The sequence below is a fragment of the Myxococcus faecalis genome (genome assembly GCF_050039385.1).
Lineage (GTDB): Bacteria > Myxococcota > Myxococcia > Myxococcales > Myxococcaceae > Myxococcus > Myxococcus fulvus.
The window spans coordinates 69,373-89,609 of the sequence record NZ_CP144336.1 but is presented as its reverse complement, the minus strand read 5'-3'; the positions used below and the strand labels follow the sequence as shown (position 1 = coordinate 89,609).

At 71.1% G+C, this 20,237-nt stretch carries 11 protein-coding genes; 3 read left to right on the top strand and 8 right to left on the bottom strand.

Going from position 1 to position 20,237, the window contains the following annotated elements; translation table 11 throughout:
- Positions 1 to 4 precede the first annotated feature (4 nt).
- Positions 5 to 6,469 carry a MupA/Atu3671 family FMN-dependent luciferase-like monooxygenase gene (locus VZQ01_RS00340; protein ID WP_426746623.1) on the bottom strand — a complete coding sequence of 2,155 codons (6,465 nt, stop codon included), beginning with the start codon at positions 6,467 to 6,469 and terminating at the stop codon, positions 5 to 7.
- 378 nt (positions 6,470 to 6,847) lie between these two features.
- Between VZQ01_RS00340 and VZQ01_RS00335 the strand changes: the two genes are divergently transcribed.
- Positions 6,848 to 8,197 (top strand): cytochrome P450, encoded by a 1,350-nt coding sequence (locus VZQ01_RS00335; protein ID WP_426746622.1) that lies wholly within the window; start codon positions 6,848 to 6,850, stop codon positions 8,195 to 8,197.
- Between the two features lie 29 nt (positions 8,198 to 8,226).
- Here the strand turns inward: VZQ01_RS00335 and hppD are convergent, their stop codons facing one another.
- Both hppD and VZQ01_RS00325 read right to left on the bottom strand, forming a co-directional pair.
- The gene (gene hppD, locus VZQ01_RS00330; RefSeq protein ID WP_426746621.1) at positions 8,227 to 9,300 is read right to left on the bottom strand and encodes a 4-hydroxyphenylpyruvate dioxygenase; all 1,074 of its coding nucleotides are present in this window, start codon (positions 9,298 to 9,300) and stop codon (positions 8,227 to 8,229) included.
- A 157-nt stretch (positions 9,301 to 9,457) separates the two neighbouring features.
- Positions 9,458 to 11,098 (bottom strand): cyclic peptide export ABC transporter, encoded by a 1,641-nt coding sequence (locus VZQ01_RS00325; RefSeq protein WP_141322873.1) that lies wholly within the window; start codon positions 11,096 to 11,098, stop codon positions 9,458 to 9,460.
- A 164-nt stretch (positions 11,099 to 11,262) separates the two neighbouring features.
- Here VZQ01_RS00325 and VZQ01_RS00320 point away from each other — a divergent pair, with 164 nt between their 5' ends.
- Entirely contained in the window at positions 11,263 to 12,279 is a 1,017-nt protein-coding gene (locus tag VZQ01_RS00320; RefSeq protein WP_426746620.1) for an Lnb N-terminal periplasmic domain-containing protein, read from the top strand.
- Here VZQ01_RS00320 and VZQ01_RS00315 read toward each other — a convergent pair.
- The 3 genes from VZQ01_RS00315 to VZQ01_RS00305 all read right to left on the bottom strand — a co-directional run bounded on the left by VZQ01_RS00315 (position 12,268) and on the right by VZQ01_RS00305 (position 15,420).
- Positions 12,268 to 13,017, bottom strand: coding sequence for a hypothetical protein (locus VZQ01_RS00315; RefSeq protein WP_223751037.1), 750 nt, complete (start codon positions 13,015 to 13,017; stop codon positions 12,268 to 12,270). The two genes, VZQ01_RS00320 and VZQ01_RS00315, sit on opposite strands and share 12 nt — an antisense overlap.
- An 82-nt stretch (positions 13,018 to 13,099) precedes the next feature.
- Positions 13,100 to 14,056 (bottom strand): ketopantoate reductase family protein, encoded by a 957-nt coding sequence (locus VZQ01_RS00310; protein ID WP_267696480.1) that lies wholly within the window; start codon positions 14,054 to 14,056, stop codon positions 13,100 to 13,102.
- Between the two features lie 56 nt (positions 14,057 to 14,112).
- A complete protein-coding gene (locus tag VZQ01_RS00305) occupies positions 14,113 to 15,420 on the bottom strand; it encodes a styrene monooxygenase/indole monooxygenase family protein (RefSeq protein ID WP_426746619.1) in 1,308 nt (435 codons plus the stop codon).
- Positions 15,421 to 15,660: 240 nt separating this feature from the next.
- Here VZQ01_RS00305 and VZQ01_RS00300 point away from each other — a divergent pair, with 240 nt between their 5' ends.
- Entirely contained in the window at positions 15,661 to 16,671 is a 1,011-nt protein-coding gene (locus VZQ01_RS00300) for a hypothetical protein (RefSeq protein WP_426746618.1), read from the top strand.
- 1 nt (position 16,672) lies between these two features.
- On the opposite strand, the gene VZQ01_RS00295 is transcribed toward VZQ01_RS00300, so the two are convergent.
- Together VZQ01_RS00295 and VZQ01_RS00290 are read right to left on the bottom strand one after the other, a co-directional pair.
- Positions 16,673 to 17,773 (bottom strand): D-TA family PLP-dependent enzyme, encoded by a 1,101-nt coding sequence (locus VZQ01_RS00295; RefSeq protein ID WP_426746617.1) that lies wholly within the window; start codon positions 17,771 to 17,773, stop codon positions 16,673 to 16,675.
- Positions 17,774 to 17,896: 123 nt separating this feature from the next.
- Positions 17,897 to 20,074: a prolyl oligopeptidase family serine peptidase gene (locus VZQ01_RS00290; protein WP_426746616.1), complete on the bottom strand. Its 2,178-nt coding sequence runs from the start codon at positions 20,072 to 20,074 to the stop codon at positions 17,897 to 17,899.
- Between the last annotated feature and the right edge of the window lie 163 nt (positions 20,075 to 20,237).

The window sequence follows — 20,237 nt, the reverse complement described above, 5'->3', positions numbered from 1 at the left end:
GGACCTATCCCTGTTTCCTTGCCCGTTGCTGCTGTCGCTTCAGGCTCTCGAGCTGGCGTTTCGCGCGGTCCTGCGCCGTCTCCACCGGATTGGCCTGCGGCGTGGTGGCGCCCTGGCGCAGGTGACGCGCGAGCGCGCTGACGGTGGGGTATTCCAGCAGCTTCAGCAGCGGCAGCTCCCCACCGAGCACCGCCCTGAGCCGCGCGTGGACCTGGACCATGAGCAGTGAGTGCCCACCCAGGTCGAAGAAGTTGTCGTTCACGCCGACCTGCTCGACCTTGAGCACCTGCTTCCAGATGTCGGCGATCTGCTGCTCGAGCTGACCCTGCGGCGCCACGAAGGCCGCGCGTGAGCTCCGCGTCGCGCTGGGGGCGGGCAGGGCCTTGCGGTCCACCTTGCCGTTGGGCGTGAGCGGCAGCGCCGGCAGGTCCACCACCACGGAGGGCACCATGTGCTCGGGCAGCTTCTGCGCCACCGCGTCGCGCAGCGCCGTCGCGTCCACCGTCTGCCCGTCGCGCGCCACCACGTAGGCCACCAGCCGCACGTCGCCCGGTGAGTCCTCGCGGGCCACGACGACCGCCTCGCGCACCTCGGGGCGTGCGCTGAGCACCGCCTCGATTTCACCCGCCTCGATGCGGAAGCCGCGCACCTTGAGCTGGTGGTCCACGCGGCCCAGGAACTCCACCGTGCCGTCGTCGCGCCAGCGGGCCCGGTCTCCGGTGCGGTACAGCCGGGCGCCCGGCTCGGAGGAGAACAGGTCCGGCACGAAGCGCTCGGCCGTCAGCTCCGGACGCGACAGGTAGCCGCGCACCACGCCCGCGCCGCCGATGTAGAGCTCGCCCGGCACGCCCACGGGCACGGGCCGCAGCCGCGCGTCGAGCAGATAGAAGCGGGTCCGGAGGAACGGCGTGCCGATGGACACCACCGGCCCCGACTCGCCGCGCACGTCGTGCGTGGAGGACCAGATGGTCGTCTCCGTGGGGCCGTACATGTTGAGCAGCCGCGCGTCCTCGGGGAGCACCTGTCGCAGCGACGTCGCCAGGGAGGAGGGGAGGGCCTCGCCGCCCACCATCCACCGCTTCAGGCCACGCAGGGCCTCGGTGGACTCGGAGTCCGCGAGCAGGGCGCGCGCCAGCGAGGGCGTGCACTGCAGATGCGTCACCGCGTGCTCACGCAGGTTGAGCGGGATGGAGCGCGCGGTGCGCTGGCGCGCGCCGTCACGGTCCGCCTGGCACTTCACCTCGTGCAGCAGCGGCAGGCTGGCCAGCACGGTGTCCGCGGGGATGCCGAAGTCGATGAGGCAGCCCACCTCGTCCACGCCCAGGGCGCGCAGCTGCTCCATCCGCTCGCGCACGGAGCGCGGCGTGCCGAACAGTCCGCTCGTCTCGAAGTAGCGCTCGAAGGCCTGCGCGGCCAGCCGGTCCAGGTCCGCCTCGGTGGCGGTGTCCAGGTCCACGCCCAGCGTGCGGCCCAGTCCGCGCATCAGGTCCGCGGAGCTGCGCAGGTAGTTCCGGAAGGGCTTCTCCACCACCGAGCGCACCGTCGCGACGTCCTCACCGATGAACGTGTGCAGCATCAACGTGACGTGTCCGTCGCCCGCGTGTCCCGCCGCGCGCCAGGCCTCACGGTAGAGGGCCAGCTTCTTCTCCAGGTCCTCCCACGTCTGCCCCAGCAGGTGGGTGAGGACGTTGCAGCCCAGGCGCCCCGCGGTGACGAACGTGTCGGGGTTGCCCGCCGCCGTGAGCCACACCGGCAGCTCCTGCTGCACCGGCCGCGGCCGCAGGGTGACGTCCACCTGGGCACCCGCGCCGCCCGGGAAGCGCAGCGTGTCGCCGCGCCACAGGCGGCGCACCGTGTCCAGCCCCTCCAGCATCAGCTCGCGGCGCTGCTCGTAGCGCTCGGGCGCGAAGACGAAGTCGTTCGCGTGCCAGCCGGAGGCGACGGAGATGCCCACGCGGCCTCGCGACAGGTTGTCCACCAGCGCCCACTCCTCCGCGACGCGCACCGGGTGGTGCAGCGGCAGCACCACGCTGCCCGCGCGGATGGCCACGCGCTCCGTCACCGCGGCGATGGCCGCGCCCGCCACGGACGGGCTGGGATACAGCCCCCCGAAGGCATGGAAGTGACGCTCCGGCGTCCACACCGCCGCGAAGCCGTGACGGTCCGCGAACTTCGCGCCCTCCAGCAGCAGCTTGTAACGGTCGCCGGCCGAGGCCTCCGCGTCGTCCGCGAAGTAGAAGAGGCTCAGCTGCATCGGCGTGGCGCGCGCGGCCGAGGCCCGGGCCGGCGCCTTGATGGACGCGCCCTCGCCCTGGACCACCACCTTGAAGCCGCGCGTGAGCGTCCACAGCAGCTCCAACACGGAGATGTCGAAGGAGATGCTCGTCACGGCCAGCCACGTGCCCGAGGGCGGATGGCCGATGCGCCTGTCCATGGCCGAGAAGAAGTTGGCCACCCCTCCGTGCGGCACCATGACGCCCTTGGGGCGGCCCGTGGAGCCGGACGTGTAGATGACGTACGCCAGGTGCCCCGCGCCCGTGGTCGACGGCGGAGGCGTGTCCCGCTGCGTGCCCTCCGTCAGGGACAGGTCCTCCAACGCGACGACGCGCGCGCTGCCCGTGTGGATGGCGCCGCGCAGGTGCGTCTGCGTGAGCAACACCGGCGCGCCCGAGTCCTCCAGCATGTACGCCAGTCGCTCGCGGGGATACTCGGGGTCCAACGGCACGTATGCGCCGCCGGCCTTGAGCACCCCCAGCATCGCCACCACCATGGCGGCCGAGCGCTCCACGCACAGCCCCACGCGCGTCTCGGTGCCGACGCCCTGGGCGCGCAGGTGCCACGCCAGCGCGTTGGAGCGCGCGTCCAGCTCCGCGTACGTCAGCGTCGCGTCGTCACCTGCCACCGCCACCGCGTCGGGAGTCCTGGCCACCTGCGCCCGGAACTGCGCGTGGATGGAGGTGTCCTCGGTGCTCGCGGGCGTGAGGTCGTTCCAGTCCACCAGCAGCTGTCGCGACTCGTCCGCGCCGAGCAGCGGTAGGTCGTCCACCCGCGTCTCCACGGTGTCGACGACCGCGCGCAGCAGCGTCTCCAGCTGTCGGGCCAGCCGCGCCACGGTGGCGGGGGTGAACAGGTCGGTGCGGTACTCGAGCGCGCCGGTGAGGCCGTCCGCGCCCTCCGCGAGCGAGAGCTGGAGGTCGAACTTCGACGTGCCCTCCACCGCGCCATCCGGCACCGGCAGCACCGGACGCCACTGCATGCCGGGCACCGACAGGTTCGTCGGGGGCAGCGCCTCCAGCAGCAGGGCCGTCTGGAACAGCGGATTGTCCGCGCCGCCCCTCGGCGCACGGGCCGCGCCCACGACTTCCTCGAAGGGGAGGTCCGCGTGCGCCAGCGCCTCGTGGAACGTCTGCCGCGTGCGGGAGAGCAGCTCGCGGAAGCTCGGCGTGCCGGAGAGGTTCGCGCGCAGCACCAGCGTGTGCGCGAAGAAGCCCACCACGCCGCGCAGCTCCGGACGCTCGCGGTTCGCCACCACGGTGCCCACGGCGAAGTCGGCCTGTCCGCTGTAGCGGTGCAGCAGCGCCGTCCACGCGGCCGTCAGCGTGACGAAGAGCGTGCAGCCCTCGCGACGCCCCAGCGCGCGCAGGGATTCGACGAGCGAGCGCTCCAGCGCGAGGTGATGCAGCGCGCCCTGGAACCCGGGCTCGCGCGGACGCGGGAAGTCGGTGGGCAGCTCCAGCCTTGGCAGCCCCGCAAGCTGCTTGCCCCAGTATGCGCGCTGCGCGTCGAGCAGCGGCCCCAGGCCCTGCTGCCACCGGGCGAAGTCCGTGTACTGGAGCTTCACGGCGGGCAGCTCGGTGGCCGCGCCCGTCACCTGCGCGCGGTACAGCGCCGCCAGCTCATGCGCGAGCACGCCGATGGACCAGCCGTCGGTGGCGATGTGGTGCTGCGTCATCAGCAGCACATGCTCGTGTTCGCCCAGCGTCACCAGGGACGCGCGCACCGCGGGGCCCTCGGCCAGCCGGAAGGGCTCACGCGCCTGCTCCAGCGACAGACGGCGCAGCTCCGCGTCACGCGCCTCGGACGCGATGGGGCGCAGGTCCACGACGGGGAACGACAGCTTCACGCTGGCGCGCACCAGCAGCCGGGGCTGTCCGTCGACCTCCGGGAACGCCGCGCCCAGCACGGGGTGACGCTCGACGAGCGCATCCAGGCTCCGCGCCAGGGCCCCGGTGTCCAGCGCACCGGTGAGCCGGAGCTGGAAGTGGAGGTTGTACAGCGCGCTGTCGGGGACCAGGCGGTCCAGGAACCACAGGCGGAGCTGGCCGGAGGAGAGGGGATGCTCGCCCTCGCGAGGTCCCGCGCTCAGCGGCGGCGCCACCAGCGAGTGCTCGGGCCGGACGCCACGCCACGCCTCCAGGAGCCGCAGGGCCGCGGCCTCCAGCGTGGGGCTCACCCAGAGGAATGCAGCGGGCAGCGCCACGCCCAGCTCCGACTCCAACTGGCCGTGCACCTCCAGCACCATCAACGAGTCGAGCCCCAGGCCCGCGAGCTCCGTGTCGCCCGGGAGCGTCGAGGCATCCAGCCGCAGCGCGCGCGCCACGGCCCGGCGCAGGAAGTCCTCCACCAGCGCGAGCCGCTGGCCGTCCTCCGCCGTGGCCAGCTGCTCCTTGAGCGGGATGGTGGACTCGGGGACGCTCGGCGAGGACACCGCGGCGGCGACCGAGGCCTCGACGATTTCGAGCTCACCCGCGAGCCAGGCCGCCTTCGTGGCGCGGCGCTGAATCTTCCCGCTCGACGTCTTCGGGATGCTGCGCGCCTGGAGCAGGACGACGGCGTGCGCGTGGACGGCATGCTGCTCCGCCAGCGCCTTGCGCACGGCGGCCACGACGACGCCCGCGTCGAAGCCGTCGCGCACGTCGACCTCGGCCGCGACCACCAGCCGCTCCTCGCCCTCCACCTCCACGCTGAATGCGGCGCAGCAGCCCGCGCGGATGGCGCGATGCGCGCGCTCGGTCTCCAGCTCCAGGTCCTGGGGATACAGGTTGCGGCCGCGGATGATGAGCAGGTCCTTCAGCCGGCCGGTGACGAACAGCTGCCCCGCCTCCGACAGGAAGGCCAGGTCACCGGTGCGCAGGAACGGCCCCTCGCCCGACGCGAGCCGCGCGTCGAACGCGTGCGCGGTCTCCTCGGGACGCTCCCAGTAGCCCGTCGCCACGCTGGGCCCGCGCACCCAGACCTCGCCCACCTGGTTCGCGCCGAGCCGCTCGCGCGTCTCCGGCTGGACGATGAGCACCTCCTGGTCCACCGCGCTCACGCCCGAGCCCACCAGCGTCCGCGCCCGCGTGTCACCCGTCCCGGGCGCCGCCGCGCGACCCTGCTCCAGTGCGTCCGCGGAGAAGTCGCCGTGGACGAACGCCTCGCCCTGCGTGCCGCCGGTGACGATGAGCGTGGCCTCCGCCAGACCGTAGCAGGGGTAGAATGCCGTGCGCTTGAAACCACAAGGCGCGAAGGTCTCCGCGAAGCGCTCCAGCGTCTCTCGCCGCACCGGCTCCGCGCCGTTGAACGCCAGCTCCCAGCTGCCCAGCTTCAGCTTCGCGCGGTCCTCGTCGGTGGCCTTCCGGACGCACAGGTCGTACGCGAAGTTGGGCCCGCCGCTGCACGTCGCCTGGAAGTGGGAGATGGCCTCCAGCCAGCGCAGCGGACGCTGGAGGAACGAGATGGGCGACATCAGCGTGCACGGGAAGCCCAGGTACAGCGGCTGGAGCACCTTCCCGATGAGCCCCATGTCGTGGAACATGGGCAGCCACCCCATCCCCGACGAGCGCGACGCCTCCAGCCCGAAGCCCCGGGTGATGAGCGCCTCGTTGTGCAGGATGTTGGCGTGGCTGACCATCACCCCCTTGGGGTTGCCCGTCGAGCCGGAGGTGTACTGGAGGAACGCCGTCGTGCCGCCCGTCAGCTCCGGCCGCCGCCAGTCCGCCGCCATCGACTCCGGCACCGCGTCGCTGGCCAGCCACTGCAGCGCGGCGAGCTCCGGCGCCTGCGGCTTGAACAGCTCCGACATCTCCAGGATGAAGCTCGTGGTGAGCACGTAGCGCGCGCCACAGTCCTGCGCGATGGCCCGCAGGCGGGGCAGGGTGCGCTCCAGCCGCGTCGGGTCCGGCGGATAGCACGGCACCGCGACGACGCCCGCGTACAGGCAGCCCATGAAGCCCGCCACGAACTCCATCCCCGGCGGATACAGCAGGAGCGCACGGTCTCCCGGTGAGCCCGAGGCCCGCAGCAGCGCGCCCAGCGCCCGCGCTCGCGCGTCCAGCCGGGCGTAGCTCCACTCCTCCACCGGGCCGTCCACGTCTCCCGTTTCGAGAAAGCGATACAGCAGCGCGTCGCCCTGGGTGCCCGCCCGATGGCACAGCAGGTCCACGAGGTGGTGGAAGTCCCCCGCGGACGTCTCATGGTGCTGTTTCATGCGTGCTCCCCGGCGGACGACTCGCGATGGTGGTACCGCGGGCCCGGGCGTGGCCGTCCCGGTACCGCTTCACGTCCTGGTGGCTGGTGGGGGTCTGGCGTCTAACAGCGACGACACGAAACGCCGCGGCGCCTCAGGGGGGACGCTGTCCCGATCCGCCCCTGGCTCTGCCGCGAGTGGCCCGCTACCGCACGCCGGCACGGCACCGTCGTCCGGAGCCGTGAGTGAGGAAAATTAGGTCGAAGGTGAAGCATGCCCTCTGCCTTCATCCCTTGTTTTATCTGGAATGTCTAGTCAGCCACGAACCGCTCTAACTCCTTGGTTTGTCAGGGGGTCAGGCTCTTCTGATAAACTGGAGAACTTCGCTCGCGAGACCTCATGGCATCGCCTCAAGCACCTTCGTCCGCCCCCGGCCCCCGGGGTCTTCCCGTCTGGCTCAATGTCCTGCGTCAGGAGCACGACCCGCTGGGTTACTTCACCCAGGGTTTCCGCAAGTATGGCGACGTGGTCCGCTTCGACACGGGCGCCTCGGCGACCTACATGGTGAGTCATCCGGATCAGATCCGGTACTTCCTCACCGAGAACGCGCCCAACTACTCGAAGCAGGAGCTGTCCGAGGACCCCTTCCTGGGCAACGGGCTGTTCGTGAGCGAGGGGAACTACTGGCGGCGCCAGCGCCGGCTCGTCCAGCCCTCGTTCCACCGGGACCGCCTGGCGGGCCTGCTGGCGGGCATGGTGGACCTGGTCCGGCGGACGCTCACCGCGTGGGAGGCGGATGCCACCGCGCGGCCGTTCGACATGGCCGCGGAGATGGGGAGCCTGTCGCTGCGGATGACCACGCGCGCGCTGTACTCGGAGGAGCCGGACGCGGCGGCGGCGGCGGCCGTCGGGCGGATGATGTGGATCATGAACGACCGGGGGACGTTCATGTCGCGGCTGCTGCGGCTGGAGCGGCTGCCCATCTACAAGAAGAAGTGGGCGGACTTCTTTGGCACCCTCCGCATGCTCAACGTCAAGGCGAAGGAGGTCATCGCCCAGCGCAAGGCCGGCGGCCCCCAGGACGACATCATGGCGATGCTGGTGGCGGCGAAGGACCGCGACACCGGCGAGTCGATGACGGACAAGGAGCTGCGTGACGAGTTCATGAACCTGTTCTCCGGCCACGAGGGGCCGGGTGTGGCGCTCTCCTGGGCCTGGCACCTCCTGTCGCGGCACCCGGACATCGAGGCACGCCTCGCGTCGGAGTGCGCCGCGGTGCTCGGTGGCCGCGCCCCGACGCTCGAGGACCTGCCCCGGCTGCGCTACGCGACGCAGGTGTTCGAGGAGACCCTTCGCCTGTATCCCCCCGCGTGGCGGCTGCTTCGCACGGCCAAGGACGCGGACACGCTGGGGGGCTACACCGTGGAGCCGGGCGCGTCCGTGCTCGCCGTGCCCTACGTCTTCCACCGGCATCCGGAGTTCTGGCCGCGTCCGGAGGTGTTCGACCCGGAGCGCTTCACGCCGGAGCAGAAGGCCGCGCGGCACAAGTTCGCCTACCTGCCGTTCGGCGCGGGCCAGCACATCTGCATCGGCAACAACCTGGCGCTGATGTTCGGCGCGCTGGTGCTGGCCATGGTCTCCCAGCGCTACCGCTTCCACGCCATCCCCGGCCGGCGCGTGGACATCTACCCGGGCATCGCCCTGTTGCCCAAGGGCGGCATGCCCATGCGCCCGGAGCGGCGCGGCTGAAGCGCCTCGAAGCAGCGGCCGCGCGCGGCTCAACCCACGGCGCGCGTGGCGTCCTGCTCCTTGGCGGCGTAGAGCGCCTGGATGTTGGCGCCGCCGAAGCCGCGCGCCTGGTGGCGCTGGATGACCTCGAAGAACAGCGTGCGCCGCGCGTGCTGCGAGCGGGTGAAGACCTGGAGCAGCACCCCCCACGCATCGCGGTCCATCAGGATGTTGCGCGACTGGAACTGCTCACGGGGGAACGGCCCCAGCGAGCCGAGCCGCGCCTCCAGCGCCTCGTAGTAGCCCCGAGGCGCGTCGAGCAGGCCCACGCCGCGCTGCCCCAGCGAGTCCACCGCGCGGACGATGTCGTCCGCCAGGAAGGCCAGGTGCTGCACCCCCGCGCCACCGTGGGCGTCCACGAAGTCCTCCAGCTGTCCCCGACGCGTGCCGGAGACGGGCTCCTGCAGCGGGAAGCAGATGCGCCCGCCCGCCGCCTGCACCACGCGCGAGCTCATGCCGCTGTACTCGGTGCGCACGTCCTCCTGGTGGGTCTCTTCGAAGCCGAGCACGTCCACGTAGAAGGCCACCGTGTCCAGCAGCGTGCCCGCCCGCAGCGCGAAGGCGAGGTGGTCCACGTCGCGAAACAGTGACGCGCCTCCGGACGGCCCCGTGTCCACGGGCAGGTAGACGCCCGGAAGGAACGCGCCCCCGGGCGTGTCCCGCTGGATGAGTGAGTGCACCCAGCCTCCGGGCCCGGCGAGCGTGGCCTTCACCACGCGCTGGCCTGCCGCCTCGAAGACCGCGGGCCGTGCCACCGGACGCGCGCCCCGGCGCACCGCCTGGTCGAACGCGGCGACGACGTCGGGCGTGCCCAGCGCGATGTCCCGCACGCTGTCACCGTGTGCACGGACATACTCCGCGACCTCACCTTCGGCACCCAGCGCCGAGGTGACGACGAGCCGGGCTGCGCCTTGCTCCAACACGAAGGAGCGCTGTCCCGCGAGCCCCGACTCCGGCCCGCCGCTCGCCACCATCCGGAAGCCCAGCGCATGGCAGAAGTAGTAGGCGGAGAGGACCGCGTCGCCCACATACAGCTCCGCATGCTCCACGTTCGTGAGCACCACTCGCAGAACCTCGATTCAGGGGACCTGAGTGAACCGCGCTCAGTCCGGTGCACGTGTCAGGCGGTCACTCCGTTACAAAACCATTATCACGGATTGCCACTGAAAGCGTGACACTCAGGTATCCGAGTGATGTGTCGGAGTCTGTATCACCCTGTCTTCATGCGGGCACGGCCGCCACCAGGGGCGTGGAGGAGGGCACCAGCTGCCCGGCCTCGAGCTTGAGCACCCGGTCCGCCAGGTGGAAGTAGCGGTCGTCATGGCTGATGACGAAGACGAGCTTGCCCTGGTCCCTGAGCGCCGGGAGCATCTCGCGGTAGAAGAGCTCGCGGAACACCGGGTCCTGGTCCGCGGCCCACTCGTCGAAGACGTAGATGGGGCGGTCCTCCAGGAACGACGTGAGCAGGGCCAGGCGCTTGCGCTGCCCCTGGGACAGCGCCACGGTGGACAGCTTGCCGTCCTCCACCCGGACCTTCTTCTCGAGCTGCAGGCGGGTGAGGTACTGGCGGGCCTTGTCCTCCATGCCAGGGTGGTCCAGGCCGAGCATCCGCTCGAAGAGGTGGAAGTCGAAGAAGACGGCGGAGAACAGCTGACGGTAGGCGCGCCGGGTGGCGGCGGTGACGGGGACGCCGTCCACGCGCAGCTCGCCCTGCTCGGGGGCGTAGAGGCCCGTGAACAGCTTGGCCAGCGTCGTCTTGCCGCTGCCGTTGCCACCCACCAGGAACACCAGCTCCCCGCGCCGCAGCGTCGCATCGATGGGGCCCAGCGTGAAGCTGGCGCCGTCCAGCTCCCGCCGGTAGGTGTGGCCGAGGCCGACCAGCTCGATGCGCTGGAAGTCGCGCGGCATGCCGTCGTCGGACGCGGAGGGCTCCGGGTCCTCCAGCGACAGGCCCAGCTTCTCCAGCTTCTTCATCGCCACGTGGCTGCGCGACAGGTTGGGCCACTGGTTCATCAGCCCGTCGAGCGGCTGCTGCAGGTACAGCACCACCAGCGCGTACGCCGCCAGCGTGGACATCTCCACGTCCTGGAAGCGCGGCACGCCGAAGAGGATGAAACCGATGACGGCCATCACCATGAAGCCGCCCCAGCTGCCGGTGATGATGAAGAGCTTGCTCGTCGTCAGGGAGATGCGCGAGACCTCCTCCGCCGTCGGCTTCAAGTCCCGGTTGAAGAAGTCCTCGCTGCGCGCGTGGTGGAGCTGCAGCTCCTTCGAGCCGTCGATGAGCGTGCGAAAGCCGCTGTACATCGCGTCATGGGTTTCACGCCGCTTGAAGAACTGCGCGTAGGCATAGCGGTTGGGCAGCGCCACGCTCGCCATCACCACCGCGATGACGCCCAGGATGAGCCCCAGGAGGGGACCGGACAGCCACGCCAGATACACGAGACAGCCGACCAGCGTCGCCAGACAGATGATGACCCCGGGGATGACGGCGATGGTGCTGTTGATGACGCTGATGTCCTCGGTCAGCGCGGCGAGCAGCTTGTGCGGCCCGGCTTCCTCCAGCTTGCGCAGGGGCGCCTCGAGGATGCGTCGACACAGCGACAGCCGCAGGTCCAGCAGCGCCTCCTGCTGCATGGAAGCCAGCTGGAGCTGGGAGATGATTCGCAGCACCAGCACGGCCACCGCCAGCCCCACGAAGACGGGCATCAGCGGCATCGCGTCCGCCACCGTCCGGGACGTCAGGGCCTGATTCATCGCCGCGACGAGCGCCGCGCTACAGGCTCCCGTGAGGATGCCCAGCAACGCGGCGAGGATGATGGGCAGCTTCGACTTCTTGAAGAGCAGGGCGAGCAATGACACGACGGCTCCAGGAGACCCGGAGGGCTCTGATAACCGAGCCCTCCCGGCTCTCATATGTCATCGCCGCGCGAAGTGATACCCGGGGGCAGGCGGCTTCTCCGGAGAACCGGGCGGGCCCGACGGGCGGGGTGGCGGTGGACGGCGGGGCAAGGAATACTGGGGACATGCGATTCTCCTCGGGGGCTTCCAATGTCATCACCGGGCTCGTCGTCCTGGGCGGCACCGGCTGGGCCGCGCTCGCGCTCGCGCTGACGGGAGCGGGGCCGGAGGGGCCGCACTGGGTGCGGGCCCTGGGCGCGCTGCTGGTGGCGGGGATGTCCGTCTTCGTCTGGAAGAAGGGCTCGAAGCTGGGCGCGGTGGGCGTGGTGGTGGTGGCGGGCGCGGGCCTGCACTTCTGGGCCTTCTCCCACGCGCCGTCCAACCAGCGGGAATGGGCGCCGGACCTGGCGCGGATGGCCCGGGCCGATGTGGAAGGCTCGCGCGTGACGATTCACGACGTGCGCGACTTCCGCTACCGCAGCACGACGGACTGGGATGCCTCCTGGTACACGGCCACCTACGACGCGAAGGAGCTGACGGGGGCCTGGTTCATCGTCGAGCCGTTCTCCGGCTTCTACGGCGCCGCGCACACCATGGTGAGCTTCGGCTTCTCGGACGGGCGCTACGTCGTCTTCTCCGTGGAGGTGCGCCGCGAGAAGGGCGAGACGTTCTCCGCCGTGGGCGGGCTGTTCCGCCAGTTCGAGCTGGTCTACGTGGTGGGTGACGAGCGGGACTTGGTCCAGCTGCGCGCAAACCACCGCCGCGACGACGTGTACCTCTACCCGGTGAACGCGTCGAAGGAGCGCATCTCCGACTTCTTCCTGGACATGGTGGCGCGGATGAACGCGCTGCACGAGCACCCGGAGTTCTACAACTCCGTCTACAACAACTGCACCACCAACCTGGTGCGTCACTTCGAGAAGGTGAGCGCGCTGAAGGTGCCGTACGACCACCGCACGCTCCTGCCGGCCTTCTCCGACGAGCTCGCGTACGAGCTGGACCTCATCGACCGCGACGCGCCCCTGGCCGACGTGCGCGCCCGGCACCTCATCAACGCGCGCGCCCTGGAGGCCGCGGGGCAGGCCGACTTCTCGCAGCGCATCCGCGAGGGCGCGGCCCGCGCGACGACCTCAAGCCCCTGAGGCGGCCTTCATCTCCGGGGGTGGGGCCGGCGTCGTCAGGTGGCGCGCGTAGTGCGCCTCCAGCGTCGTGAAGTAGCCGCGCTCCTCCCAGAGGAGGGCGAGCAGGCGCTCCGACAGCGACTTCACCTCGGTGCCCTCGCCGGGCTCCGGCGTGCGGGGACCGACGTTGCCCGGGTTCCGGAACACGCGCGTGGCCTCGGCCATCAGCACGCGGCTGCTCGCGAAGAGCCGGCGCAGGGCCTGGTTGATGGGCCGGGCGTCCACCTCCGCGCAGGCCGCGACGATGGCCGCGTGCACCGCCGCGGGCTTGTCGCCCTGCAGGCTCAGCGCGTCCAGGTCGCCTCGCTCCAGCGCGTGGTGCAGCAGGTAGCCGTGGTGCAGGGACACCGAGGCCACGTCCACGCAGTCCTTCACCCACAACACGAAGAAGACCTTGCGGAACACCTTCTTCACCGGCAGCAGCATCAACCCCTTGAGGTAGCTGGCCAGCCGTCCGCCCAAGGTCCTCCCCAGGCTGGAGCCCGCCAGCGCCTCCACCGCCTGGGTCGAGGCGCGCAGGCCGCGCTCCTCCAGGAGCGAGCGCACCAGCTGCTCGCGCACCTGGTAGAGCGCGTAGTCATCCAGGAACGGCACCGGGATGAGGGGCGTGAGCCCCGCGGCGACGGCGTGGAGCGCCACGCGCCCCAGGGGGGCGGACGACGGGGCACCGGGCGGTAGACGGGGGTTCGGCTCGCTCATCGCTCTCCTCTATGCGCGAAAGGGCGAATCATTGCATCCGGACCCGACCGCGCGCCTGCTCGCCCGGAGGGCTGCCGGGACGTCACTTCTGGCGCGCGCCCTTCGCGTGAGGCAGCAGCACGGAGTACAGCGTGCTCATCACGGGCGTGGGGACGCCGAGCGCGTGGCCGCGCCGCGCCACCGTGCCCTGGAGGTACTCGACCTCCAGCGGCTTGCCCGCGTCGAAGTCCACCATCATCGAGGGGCGCACCTCCGCGGGGACGCCGTCCATGTAGTTCATCACGTCGTCCGCCCGCGTGGTGGTGGTGACACCCTCGGCGGCGGCGACCCGGAGCACCTCGGCCGCGGCCTCCCGGAACGTCTCCCGGAAGAAGGGGCCTTCCCGCAGCGGCCCCACCGGGGTCCTCGCGGCGGTGCAGAAGCCCGCCATGGGGGCCAGGAAGGCGAGCTTCTCCCACAGCGGAGCGCGGACGTCCGCCACCGCCTCCGCGTTGAGCCCCGCCTGCGCGAGCACGTCCCGCACGACCTGCACCCGCCGCGAGACGCGCGAGGTGTCACCGAAGGCCTCGCCCAGCACGATGCGGTGCTGCGTGCCCGTCTGTTTGATGACGCCCGGCTCGCTGATGGCGGTGGAGATGTACGTGGTGCCGCCGATGACCGCGGCCTCGCCCACGGCCGCGGCGACCTCGGACGGACTGTCCACGCCGTTCTGCAGCGTGACGACCACCGCGGTGGTCCCGCCCAGCGCGGGCTCCCTGGAGGCGGCCAGCAGCGTCTTCACCTGGGGAAGCACGCTGGCGACGTCGTAGTTCTTCACGCCCAGGATGACGACGTCCACGGGGCCCAGCAGGGCGGCGTCCTCCTCGGCGCGCACGGGGACGGTGAAGTCCCCCTCCGGGCTGAGGATGGTGAGGCCCTTCTTCCGCAGGGCGGCCAGGTGCGCACCCCTGGCGAGGAAGCCCACCTCATGACCCGCGCGAACCAACCGCGCGCCGTAGTAGCCGCCCACTCCTCCCGAACCGACGATGGCGAATCGCATGGTCCGGGAGGATAGCGAAGGCTCGCGCCCGCGCCACGACGCTTTCTGGGCGCCGGTCAGCCCGCGAGCGGCCGGATGCGCGTGCCGGTGTCCCAGCCCAGCACGCCCGTGGCCGCCAGCACCTCCGCGCTCGGGCGGCTCGCGTTCATCACGAACTCCGCGGTGGCCTCGGGAGAGGCGCACGCGCCCAGGATGCGCTCGGGAATCATGAACGCGCTGACGATGGCGTCCGCCACCCGGCTGTCGCGGCTGCCCGCCACCAGCAGGTCGATGACGTGCGCGGGAGGCGGCTCGAGCAGCGCGTTGGTCCACGTGGTGGCCGGCGCCACGGCGGCCCACATCCGGGCCTCGGTGTCGCGGCAGAACGTCTCGTCGAAGGGGCGCTCCGACAACAGCGTGTCGTGGATGGCCACCGCCAGCGTGAAGGCGGACGCGGACGCCGCGTTCGCGCCCTGGCCCGCGATGGGGTCGTTCGTCACGTGCGTGTCGCCCACCGCCATCGCATAGCGCCCCTCGCCTAGCTCGGCCCACGCGCGGCGCACCGTCGGCGCGAAGCCGCCCTGCAGGAAGTCCAGCGGACCGCGCACGCCGAACTCCGTCGGGTCGATGCGCTCGTACGTCGCGGGCGCGAAGCGGCGGAAGATGTCCAGCAGGCCCGCGTCGAACGCGGCCGGGTCGTCGTCCCGCTTGCGGGAGATCAGCGCCGCCAGCTCCGTGCCGGGGAGCGCCTCGATGAGCGTGCTGGGCACGCGGCCCTGGCGGGTGATCATCTGCGACTCGAAGACCTCGCCCTGGCCGGGCACCAGGTTGACGTGCATGCCGAGCGGCTCCGGCATGCGCAGGCCCTTGAGGATGGCCGCGAACAACACCCGCGGAGGCTTCGTGTGCGGGGACAGCTCCGGCACGCGCGGGAACAGCGCGTTGAGGCCGTTGCGGCCGGTGGCCACCACCATCAGCGTGTGACGGCGCGACAGCACCTCCAGCTCCTTGGCGTCCACCGGGCGGACCTCCAGGTGGCCCCCGCGCTCCACGAAGGCCTCGGCCAGGCGCGGCTGGTACAGCCGGTAGTCCACGCACAGGCTGGGCTCGCCCACCCGTCCCCTCAGGCTGATGAGCTCCGGCCCGTGGACGTGGATGGCGCAGCGGTTCATCGCCAGCTCCGGCGCGCCCCAGAAGTCCACCCACAGCTCCCGCTCGCGCGTCCGCGTGGGCGCGTGGTGCGTCACCGTGTTCATCAGGCGACCCGAGCGCAGCGCGTCCGGCTCCTGCTCCGCGTAGATGCTGACCGGGATGCCCTGCGAGAGAAGCTTCAGACCCAGGTGCAGACCGGCAGTGCCGGCGCCGACGATACCGATGCTCGCCATCTGTCTCTCCTTCACTTTTCCCGAGCCGGAAGCTTCGAGGTCGGGAAGGCCCCCCCAGGGGATGTGGGGTTCCCCGGGTGTTCCGGGGTGTGCAGGGCTCCATATCACAATGCGAATGGAGTTCTTCAGATTGGACATACCCAGAGTCTTAGAGCCAAGGGGGTCTGGGGGGCCCCGTTCGCGAATGGACCGTTGGGTCGGACCTTGGGCCAACCCGTCCGGAGCCCTACAGTCCGAGGGATGAGCGCGGCTCTCGACGTGGTGCTGGAAGTGGGGGACGTCACCGAGGCGACCGCCGACGTCGTCTTGTTCAAGTTTGCACAGAAGCTGTACGGCGCGGCCGGGAAGGCGGTGCGTCTGCTGGAGGTGGTGGGGGTGCCACCGACGCAGGTGTCGGTGCTGCCCGGGGAGCACCGCTTCGTGGAGACGCACGGCGCGCTGGGCTCACCGTTGGCGCTCTTCGTGGGCACGGTGCGGCTGGGCGAGTTCGGCTACCACGAGATCCGCCAGTTCGCGCTGCGCGCGCTCAAGGCGATGGAGTCCAGGCCCGGGCTCAAGCACGTGGGGAGCACGGTGCACGGGCCCAACTACGGGCTGGACGAGGACGAGGCGGTGCTCGCCTTCGTGGGCGGGCTCATCGAGGCGTTCCAGCGGGGCTCGGGGCCCAAGGAGCTGGAGCGCTTCACGGTGGTGGAGGTGGACGAGCGGCGCGCGCTGCGGCTGCGCAGGGCGCTGGAGCGCGGGCTGGGGGGCACGCCCGGCGTGGAGCCCCTGCCCGGCGGTGGTTTCCGCGTGCGCCGCGAGCGCGGCTTCGTGCAGGCGCCTTCCATGGCGAGCGCGGGCACGGTGTCCAGCGCGAAGCCCCACGCCTTCGTGGCGATGCCCTTCACGCCGGAGCTGGAGGACACGTTCCACTACGGTATCCAGGGGCCGGTGAAGGCCGCGGGCATGCTGTGCGAGCGCGTGGACCAGGACGTGTTCGACGGGCCCATCATCCAGCGCATCAAGGAGCGCATCGACACGGCGAAGGTCGTCATCGCGGACCTGTCGCTGGCCAACCCCAACGTGTACCTGGAGGTCGGCTACGCGTGGGGCAAGGGGCGGCCCACGCTGCTGCTGGTGCGCGACGTGCGCGAGCTGCGCTTCGACGTCGCGTCGTACCGCTGTATCGTCTACCGGAACATCCGCGAGCTGGAGACGCTGCTGACGCGGGAGCTGGAGCGGCTGGACGCCGTGCGCGTGCCGGGCTGATTCACCAGCCGCGCGCGGCGACCTCCCAGGTCTCCATCACGGTGTCCTTGCGGAGGACGTGCAGCCGCTCGTGCAGGTTGACGGCGGCGCAGACGTGGTTGGGCACCACGCGCACGCGCTCGCCCACGCGCGGCCGCCACGACGTGGACGAGACGTCGAGCAGGCCGTGCTCCTCGGAGACGCTGCGCACCACCAGCTCCGGCCTGTCCAGCAGCGCACCGTAGCCGCCCGAGGGCGCGAGGCCCTCCTCCTTGGCCAGGGCCTTGGAGCCCGCGTCGAGCACCACCTGGCCGGGCACGGCGGTGCTCACCACGGTGGCGAGCACCGAGAAGGCGCAGTCGCTCCAGGCGCACGCGCCCAGCGAGGCCGTGTTGCGGTCATTGAGCACGTTGATTCCGGGGCGTATCTCCGTCAGGCCCGGCACCTCGTGCGAGCGCCACAGCATGGGCGTCGAGCCGCCGCTCACCACCCCGGGCCTCAGCCCCTCGGCCGAGAGCGCATCCAGGAAGGCGCCCAGTCGCGAGCGCTGGTCCGCGAGCGCCGCGTCCTGCTGCTCCACCGGTGCGCGCACATGGCCCGGATAGAAGATGACGCCGCGATACGCCACGGACTTCGTCTCCGCCACCGCGCGCGCCAGCGCCACCGCGTCCGTCGGCGTCTGTACGCCCACCCGCCGCATTCCCAAGTCCAGCTCCACCAGCACGCCCACGGAGCGCCCGGCCTCTCGCGCCGCGCGGCCGAGCCCATCGAGCGCCTCGGCGGAGTCGAGCGCCACGGTGAGGCGCGTGCGCGAGGGCAGGGCCATCAGCCGCGACAGTCGCGCCAGGCCCACGGGTGGGTAGGCGAGCAGCACGTCGTCCGCGACGGTGGCCATGACCTCGGCCTCGCGCACGGTGGCCACCGTGGCGCCCACGGCCCCCGAGGCGAGCTGCAGCCGCGTGAGCTCCGCCGTCTTGTGGGTCTTCGTGTGGGGCCGCCAGTGGAGCTTGTGCTCGCGCGTGTAGTCCGCCACGCGGCGCAGGTTGGCTTCCACGCGGTCCAGGTCCACGAGGGCGGCGGGCGTGGTGAGGGCGTCGAGCGGGGTGGGGGACATGCCGCGCATGGTGGCACGCGTGCCCGTGGCCACTCCAGGCGACAGTGCACCCCGGACATGACGAGGCCCGCGCACGTGTCCGGAAGAACAGTCCCGGACCCGCGGCGGGCCCCATGCGTGACGATGCAGCGGTTACTGCGGCTTCGGCGCGGCCACCTTCTTCGCGGGCGGCAGGTACTTCACGCCCAGCTGGCTGAAGATGAATGAGTACGCGTCCACCTCCTCCTCGATGCGCGCGTTGAGCGGCGTGCCGGCGCCGTGGCCCGTCTCCGCGTCGGCGCGCAGCAGGATGGGGTTCTTCGTCGACGTGGCCGCCTGCATCCGCGCCACCATCTTGCGCGAGTGGAACGGGTCCACGCGCGGGTCATTGGCGCCGGAGGTGAAGAGCACGGACGGGTACTTCGCGCCGTCCTTCACGTTGTGCACGGGCGAGTAGGCCAAGAGCGCCTTGAACTGCTCGGGGTCCTTCACCGAGCCGTACTCGGTGACGTTGAACTGGCCGTTGGACGTGCGCTCCGAGCGGAGCATGTCGTAGAGGCCCACGCGGGCCACCACGGCGCCGTACGCCTCCGGGTGCTGCGTGACGACGGCGCCCATGAGCAGGCCGCCGTTGCTTCCGCCCTGGATGGCCAGCTTCCTGGGCTGCGTGTACTTCTGGTCCACCAGCAGCTTCGCGCACGCGTAGAAGTCGTCGAACACGTTCTGCTTCTTCGTCAGCGAGCCCTCGGCGTGCCACTTCTCGCCGAACTCCGAGCCGCCGCGCAGGTTGGCCACCGCGTAGACGCCGCCCTGCTCCAGCCACAGGCCCGCCAGCGCGTTGAAGCCCGGGGAGATGGAGATGTTGAAGCCGCCGTAGCCGGTGAGCAGCGTCGGGTTCTTCCCGTCCAGCTTCGTGCCCTTCTTCTTCAGGATGGAGAGGGGAATCTTGGTGCCGTCCTTGGACGTGGCCTCGGTGCGCACCACCTCCACGTCGCTCATGTCCAGCGGCGCCGTGCGCGCCAGCGCCGTCTTCGTCACCTGGCCGTCCTTGGCGGAGAAGCGGTACCAGGCCTGCGGCTGCACGAAGCTGACGTTGCTGAAGTACACGTCGTCACCGCCCGCGCTCACCAGGCCGCCGGTGGAGGACACGGGCGGCGTGGGCACCAGGCCCAGGTCCTTGCCCTTCAGGTCCACGATGCGGACCTGCGACGGGCCACCCAGCTGCTCGTTGATGTACAGGCGCGTCTTCGCGGGGAAGAAGCCCTGGATGCTGGCCTCGCCCTCGGGCACCAGCACCGTGGCCTTGTCCAGCGTCGGCGTGGCCAGGGGCAGGCGCAGCACCTTGCCGCGCGGCGCGTCCTGGCGGCTGAGCAGGTAGATGGCGCCGTCGTGGCCGAAGCGGCTGCGGATGACCTTGTCCGCGAACTTCGTCACCTGCGTCCACTTCCCGTCGGGGCCGTGCAGGTAGAGCATGTACTCGCCGCCGTCGCCGTTGGCGACCATGGCCGCGATGTGCTTGCCGTCCGGAGACGTCTCCAGCTCCGTCATGGCGATGCGCGGGAAGTCCTTGCCCAGCGCGTACGTGTCCTGCTCGGTGGGCGTGCCCAGCTTGTGGAAGTAGACCTGCTGGAAGAAGTCGCGGTCCGCGGCCGGACGCTCCTCGCCGCGCGGATAGCGCGTGTAGAAGAAGCCCGTCCCGTCCGCGTTCCACGCGAGCCCGCCGCCGGCCGTGCCGCCATTGACGCGCGGCACCACCTCGTTGGGCAGCGGCTTTCCGGTGGCCACGTCATAGACGGAGACGTCGCCGCTCTCCGTGCCGTTCTTCGACAGCGACACCGCCAGCTTCTTGCCGTCCAGCGTGGGCTCGAAGAAGTCGATGGTGGTGTGCCCCTTGGGGTCCAGCACCATCGGGTCCAGGAGCACGCGCTCCTTCGACGGGTCCTCCACCGAGCCGAGCACCGCCAGGTACGGCTGCTGGCGCGGCGGCTGGAACTTGATGACGAAGAGCGTGCCGCCCGCCTCGGTCAGCGCGCCGTAGCCCGGGGACTTCCACCCGAGCAGCTCGGAGATGCGCTGGCGCAGCGGCTCACGGCCGGGCAGCTTGTCGAGGATGGCGCGCGTGTGGGCGTTCTGCGCGTCGTTCCACTGCTTCACCTTCGCGTCGTCGGTGGCCTCCAGCCACTGGTACGGGTCCTTGACCTCCGTGCCGTGGTAGGTGTCGACGACGTCCTTCTTCTCCGTGGCGGGCGGCTTGGAGGGGCCCTTGGCCGCGGCCAGGGACGCCAGGGGCAGCATCAGCGCCGCCGCGGCCATCGCGGTTCTCAGCTTCATGTTCACACCTCGGAAGGGGATTTGGCGGGCCGCAGCCTGCCATGTCCTCCCACCTCCTGGGGTGGGTTCCCGCCAGGGGAATGCCGCGAGGGGCCGGGTGTTGCCTCGGATTGCCTCCAGGCGCGCGGCGCGTCAGGCGCGCCGGGAATACCGGCCGTTCCCG